This window comes from Lentilactobacillus kisonensis DSM 19906 = JCM 15041 (assembly GCF_001434135.1).
Lineage (GTDB): Bacteria > Bacillota > Bacilli > Lactobacillales > Lactobacillaceae > Lentilactobacillus > Lentilactobacillus kisonensis.
Genome location: NZ_AZEB01000010.1, coordinates 77,200 through 83,891, shown reverse-complemented (window position 1 = coordinate 83,891; position 6,692 = coordinate 77,200). Strand labels below are relative to the sequence as shown.

Here is a 6,692-nt window from a genome sequence, read left to right as displayed (position 1 = left end):
CAGGTGTTGCACTTCAATTTTAAATCGAGGTCGAACTTTTTTTTATAAGAAATATATCAGTTACTATAAAAATGCCCCAGGATTTAGTAGAAAGGAGGCAACTAAAAATACTTATTAGTTTTTACAGTACTCCTCTGAATCTTATTTTACCAACTGTTTTACTTGATTTTTAGTAAATCCCATCATCGTTGATGGGATTTTTTTGTTGACCACTATTATCCAAAAGATTTTGTGTTTTAGGTTGTGCAGTTGTATCGTTTTCGCAAGTTGAATGTATCAAATCTACATATTAGATCCGCAGATGAAAATATTTCAATTTAAGCCTTACCCTAGGGATACCAGTAACTTCCGTTGGCTTTGTATTTTTAAAAGCCAGATTTTGAAAACGCTTTATTGACCGCTTGGGATTCACAAGATAGTCTTATGGCAGTTGATATATCAGTTTGATACATTAGATGATTACGAGATGGGAGGCCAAAATTTCTGTTTCCACTGAGTCTATGATAGGAGATTGGAAGCTATGTTAAAGCAAAATAAGGTTTATACGCCGCGCAAGATTACTGTGTGGCGCGGAATTGGATATGGAATCGTCGACTTTGTTGGTGGTGGTTCAATGACCATTATTGGGGCGTGGATGCTGTTCTTTTACACGTCTTATTGTAATTTAACTGCAGTACAGGGGGCTTCAATTATTGGTGCTGCCCGGGTTGCTGATGCAATCTGTAGCTTGTTGATGGGAAGTTTAACTGATAACTTTTATAAGACCAAGTTAGGCCAACGGTTTGGTCGCCGTCACTTTTTCTTGCTTATTGGTTCACCGTTGATGTTGCTATATATTACTTTGTGGATTGCCGGAATGAATTACTGGTATTATTTTGCAACCTACATGATTTTCGAAGTTATTTCAAGTGCGATGATGATCCCTTACGAAACATTACCAAATGAAATGACGGATGATTATAATCAACGGACGAAGTTGTCATCAGCAAGAATGTTTATTTCAGCCGGGGCCACATTTTTAGCGACCTTTATCCCTGGCCAATTATTTGCGATTATGGGCCAACACAGTCCAATACCGTTCTTAGTTAACGGAACACTATTTGCCATTATTTTTGCAATTGGCGTTTATGTTTGCTATTCAGTTACCTGGGAAAAGCCGGTTACCAAAGAAATGCGGGTTGAACTAGAGAAGGATTCTGTTAATGAAGGATCACTTCTCAAACGATTTTGGGGACTGTTGTGCGATTATGGTTCGACGCTCAAAATTAAAAGTTTCAGAAAGCACCTGTTAATTTACCTATTTTCGTTTACTGGTAAGGATACGTTTAATACCGTTTTTGCCTACTTCTGTATTTATTGTTTGGGATTATCAGCAACGGTTGCCGCCAACATGCTTTCGCTTTCATTGGTTGGCTTGCTAGTGACCATTGTAGCGGGATTCGGAATGGTTAAATTTGGACCAAAATTTCTGTACGAAGTCGGTTATGGGCTGATGTTGCTAATGCTAGTCGGCTACTACCTTGTCTTCCGACTTCACGTTACGAATCACGTTATCTTGATCTTATTCTTTATTTCGTTAGTTTACCAAATTGGTCGGGCAACATTAGAGTTTACTCCCTGGAACGTTTTTCCATTCATTCCAGACTTAGATGAAATTGTGACTAAACGTCGGCGAGCAGGTGTTTTCGCTGCTGTCATGAGTTTTACCCGCAAGTCAACAGTTGCCGTTGCAACGGTTGCAGTCGGTTTTATCCTTGATAGCAATGGATTTGCTAAGAATGCTGCAACACAATCAGTGCAAACACAACATGCAATTGCGGCAATCCTGCTGTTTGGGACAGGTGGCTTAATCCTTTTAGCCCTTCTAGAAGCATTGACGTTTAAGCTTAACAAGCAAACTCATCAGATTATCATTCAGGAAACTTTGCGGCTTCGCAAGGGTGGTAGCAAAAAGGACGTTGATCCTGAGGTTGCCAAGACCGTTCACGAGTTGACTGGTGTTCCATATGACAAAGTATGGCCGGATGACTAAATATTATTAAGACAGAGGATAAGATTAATGATTAACAATCAAAATTTATTAATACCAACGCATTTAAATGTAAACTTATTGAAATTTGCTTATAACGTCGGCCAAACACCCCGCTTTAGTTGGTGGGACCATAGCAATATCGCTAACAGTCAACAAACTGCATATCAATTGGTGATTGCCAACCGCCTTCACCAATTGGCTAATCAAGAATATGTGTTTGACAGTGGTTGGGTAAGTTCAGATCGAAATACGGGCGTTGAAATTCCAACTTTGAATCAACAGTTAGAATCAGGCGAGCTTTATTACTGGCAAGTTAGAATTAAAGATAACTTTGGTAATACGAGCGATTTCTCACAGCCAGAAAAGTTCATTTGTACCGATCAGGTAAGCACTGCATCGCACTTGGGAATCTGGGCTCATAAAACTGAAAAGGTTAATAATGAACTTCCTAAATTAGGTAACGTTGTGTTTATTCGCAGCCCCAGATTTGACCTAAACCTAATTAATATTGATACAGCCGTTATTACAGCCTTCTCAAGGGGAAATGAACCATTATTTATTCAAGGATTTGATCTACTAGTTAACGGAACAAACGTCGGTGTCGGTTCTCCCCATCGCCAGGTTCATTATCAGGGTTCTGATAAGGTTGGGATTTACTATAGTAAGTACGACGTGACGGAACACTTAATTAACGGTGAAAATGTCATTGCGGCACTTGCCACCGCTAAGTCTGATCGGAAGGCATTTTGGTGTAAGCTGGAAGTTTATTTAAATGATGGGTCTAAAAAGCAAGTGATCGTTACCAATCAGGATTGGAAAGTACTTGATGGCAGCACAGCATTTGGTGACTATGGTGTGAAGATCCGCAGTCTGTATTTTGGGATGGTTTCGGAAAATGTTGATATGCGTTATTACCCACAAGGCTGGTCTGAAATCGCCTATAACGACGATTCTTGGGGTACAGCATGGATTAATCCACAAGAAATGGTCAACGACCACGAGTTATTGATTCCTTATCGAAGCGAAAATACACGTCGATTTGAAACTAATGAACCCAGTAAAAAGGTCATTAAGCTGGGTGACCAGAATTACTTGGTCGACTTAGGTAAAGAAATTATTGGTAGCCTGAAAGTCAATATTGAAAGTCCTATTAATCAGCGGACCACTGTTCTAATGGGTGAGCAACTCCAAGACGATGGGCATGTTCGTCATCATTTGGCAGCCGGTCCGGATTACGTTGAAAATTGGACGTTTGTAAAAGGTCAAAATAAGTTCACAACTCTACAAGTTAAGAACTTTCGGTACATTGAGTTAGTTGGCTTTCAAGGTCAACTTCAGCAAAATGACCTCTTTGGCTGGGCAATCGAGCAGCCATTTGAATCTCAAGAAGCTAACTTTAAAAGTGATAATGGCTTATTGAATCGCGAGTATGAGCTGTCTAAGTATACGATCAAGGCAACCAATCAAGACGTTTATGTCGATTCTCAAGCTCGTGAACGCCGCCCCTATGAAGGCGACCTGTTAGTGAACGGGAACACTAGCTTTGTCGTTTCATCCCAGTATTCTCTCAACCGCCATAGTATGGATTATCTCATTGATAATCCGACTTGGCCTGAGGATTATAAGTTATATAGCATTGAAATGGCTTGGCAGGATTATCTGTATACCGGCAATGATGCTTTTCTGAATCAACGTTATAAGGACCTTACTTACAAACTTAACCGAGGTAAAAATGAACAAAGTTTCGATGGCGCTTCGCAAGACTTCATGGGGTCGTTACGCAATACAAAAGGCGTCGATAATTTTGATGAACGAGTTGGCCTGGTTACTAATGATGGCCTGATTGATTGGCCGATTCCAGAGCGTGATGGTTTTGTGGAAGGCAAATACAATACACCGTTCAATGCCATTTTTTACGGGGCTTACTTAACAATGAGTAAAATTGCTAAGACTACTGGACATCAGGCTGATGCAAAGCATTACCGCGGCCGGGCGGACCGGATTAAAAAAGCCCTCATTTCTCACTTGTATGATTCAACAACTGGTCGGTTTTATGACTCCCTAAATGCGGATTTATCAGTTAACCAGCATACAGCTCATCATTCAACTGCTTATGCACTTTGTTATGGCATCTACGACAGCCAACAGATGGCTGATAAGATAAGTCGGTTCGTTGCTAACGATGGTAAGTTCGTGGGGAGTATCTACTTCATTTACTTTATGCTTAAGGGACTAATTGATAGTGGGCATGCGGACGATGCCGTTGAACTGCTAACTAACCCAGATGACCGGAAAGATCAAAAGACGTTTGCTGCAATTCTGAACACGTTGAAAGCCACAATTGCGCCGGAAGCTTGGAGTAATCATTATAAGCCCAATATGACGTTATCCCACCCATGGGGGGCAACACCTGGGCTAACCATCGTTCAGGGAATTATGGGAATCAATCCAACCAAGCCGGGCTTTGAAGCCTTTAAGGTTAAAATCCGACCAGGGAAACTGCGTCAGGTAAACGTTCAAACACCATCTGCCAGAGGGATTATTAAAGCCGCCTTAGACGTTAATGGTGGGCAACAACTATTGGATATAACGGTTCCAATGAATTCAAAAGCAACCATTGTTTTACCCGCTGGTGCCCAATTAGGCAGTGTTAAGGATAGTGGTGGTGTTGATTTGGAGGGGATGCATACGGATAATGACCAACTTATTTTGGGATCCGGTAACTATCATGTTTCGTATAGAACCAATTAGTGTTTCTTCATTTATTAATCTATTTTAGTTTGTCCGTAGATGGACAATAAGGAGATTGGAATTATGAAAAATCTAGGTAAATATTGGAATTTGAGTGTTTCAGCGGGGTTAGGCTCAATGCTTGGTTCTGGAATTATTGTTGGGTTAGCAAGTACAATTACCGTGTGGCAGATGGGGTTAAACCTCACTAACGGCCAGGTTGGGGTAATATCTGGTGCGCTGACGTTTGCAATTGCGTTTGGGTCGATCTTCGGTAGTCGGTTTGCTGATAAAGTCGGGATTGTTACCATTTTTGACTGGGTTAACTTTTTGTACGCCATTGGTGCAGGAATTTGTGTTTTCTCAAATGGGTATTTAATGCTCCTAGCCGGCGTAGTTATCTGTGGTGTGGCCTCAGGAACTGATTTGCCAGTATCGCTGACGGTTATTTCCCGGGATGCACCGAACCAAAAACTGGCTTCTCAGATGGTTGCCTCAACGCAGATCTTTTGGCAAGTTGGTCAATTCGTTTCAACCGGAGCAGCATTTGTGGTTTCAACAATGAGTGTGACTGGTGGCCGGATTGTTTTTGGATTCTTTGCTCTAGTAGCACTAGTTCTCTGGGTTTGGCGAACATTTACCAAGGGAATTCGAGTTTTGCACAAGGAAGCTGCTGAACGATTAGCTGCAAAGGAAGCCGAGTTGGATGAAAATCCAACTAAGAAGGCTTCCGTTATCCAAGTACTCTTCAGGAGCTCACGTAGTAAGATTTATATTCGATTGTTTGCCGCAATTGCGATTTACTATATCTTTTGGAACTTTGTGGCTAATACGTTCGGCCAGTTTACGACTTTCATGTTTGTTAAGGCCGGGGCTTCTCAAACGTTATCAACTGGAATTGGGTTAGGTTTACACATTGCTGCTCTGTTTATATTAGGATTCTATGTTACGATTGCTGGTTCTGCCAAACGGAATACTTGGTTCACACTTGGCGTGATCTTCGCCCTCATTGCAATGGGCGGATTGGCAGTCTTTGGGGCAACCTCAATTGCTTTAATCGTAGCCTTCATGCTAGTTTGGGGCGTTGGTAGTATGCTTTCTGGTGAAGCTATTTACAAAGTTTGGACCCAAGAGTCGTTTCCAGATGAAATTCGGGCAACTATTCAAGGGTTTATCAATGGGGTTTCCCGTTTTCTTTGCGGAATTTTAGCAATGTTTACGCCATTACTTGTTTTACCAACAACCATCAAAGCAACTATGTGGGGCTTTGTTGGGATCGTGATTGTCTTTGGATTAGCTGGATTCGCAATGATCCATTACGAAAAGAAATACAATATGATTAACGGTGATGAAGCAAGTAAGGAAGCTGCTGCTAAGGCTGCTGGAGATGCAACGACACCAAGTAATTAGAAAATAAAAACTGAATAGATATGGGAGCACCTACAACATTTAAAAGTTGAGAATAATCAGACTTTTAATTCTGTAGGTGTTTTTAGATTCCAAAATAATTTTGTTTTGTTAGATTTATGATATTCAATTAGAAAACGGATCATTAGTACATAAAAGAGATAGTCTCGAGAAGAAGCTGCCTCATCAATCAACTTCTAAACAGCCGAAACCCTTGTACTAACAGCACTATGAGTATAGGTAGTGTAATCCACCAAGACCTTTTAAATACAAGTGCAATGACTAAAAATGCTAAAAAGAGGATAAATACATATAAAGATGTTTTCTTATAAAGATTAGTCTTCATGAGCACACCCCAATTGCTTGACATACTACTCCGTGGGCTACGTTAGGTAGAAAGCTATCCCTTTGCCTAATGCAACTTGCTGTGTAGCAATGACCGCCACCAACGATCTTTTCGGTCTCTTCAACGGTAATATTTTTAAACTGATTGATTGCATGCAATAACAGATCCTTTCGTGAA

At 40.8% G+C, this 6,692-nt stretch carries 3 protein-coding genes; all 3 read left to right on the top strand.

All coding sequences use genetic code 11. The annotated features are described in order from the left end of the window. The first annotated feature begins 520 nt into the window (after positions 1-520). The 3 genes from FC98_RS06870 (at position 521) to FC98_RS06860 (ending at position 6,172) form a co-directional block, all read left to right on the top strand. Positions 521-2,032 (top strand): MFS transporter, encoded by a 1,512-nt coding sequence (locus FC98_RS06870; RefSeq protein WP_054654902.1) that lies wholly within the window; start codon positions 521-523, stop codon positions 2,030-2,032. Between the two features lie 27 nt (positions 2,033-2,059). Continuing rightward, positions 2,060-4,783, top strand: a complete 2,724-nt coding sequence (locus FC98_RS06865; protein WP_056949354.1) for a family 78 glycoside hydrolase catalytic domain — start codon at positions 2,060-2,062, stop codon at positions 4,781-4,783. Positions 4,784-4,846: 63 nt separating this feature from the next. Next, positions 4,847-6,172, top strand: a complete 1,326-nt coding sequence (locus tag FC98_RS06860) for an MFS transporter (RefSeq protein WP_056949353.1) — start codon at positions 4,847-4,849, stop codon at positions 6,170-6,172. The last annotated feature ends 520 nt before the right edge of the window (positions 6,173-6,692 follow it).

Bases quoted from the DNA above. Each gene is read 5' to 3' on its own strand.
- FC98_RS06870 (WP_054654902.1), top strand. From the start codon at position 521: ATGTTAAAGCAAAATAAGGTTTATACGCCGCGCAAGATTACTGTGTGG.
- FC98_RS06865 (WP_056949354.1), top strand. From the start codon at position 2,060: ATGATTAACAATCAAAATTTATTAATACCAACGCATTTAAATGTAAAC.
- FC98_RS06860 (WP_056949353.1), top strand. From the start codon at position 4,847: ATGAAAAATCTAGGTAAATATTGGAATTTGAGTGTTTCAGCGGGGTTA.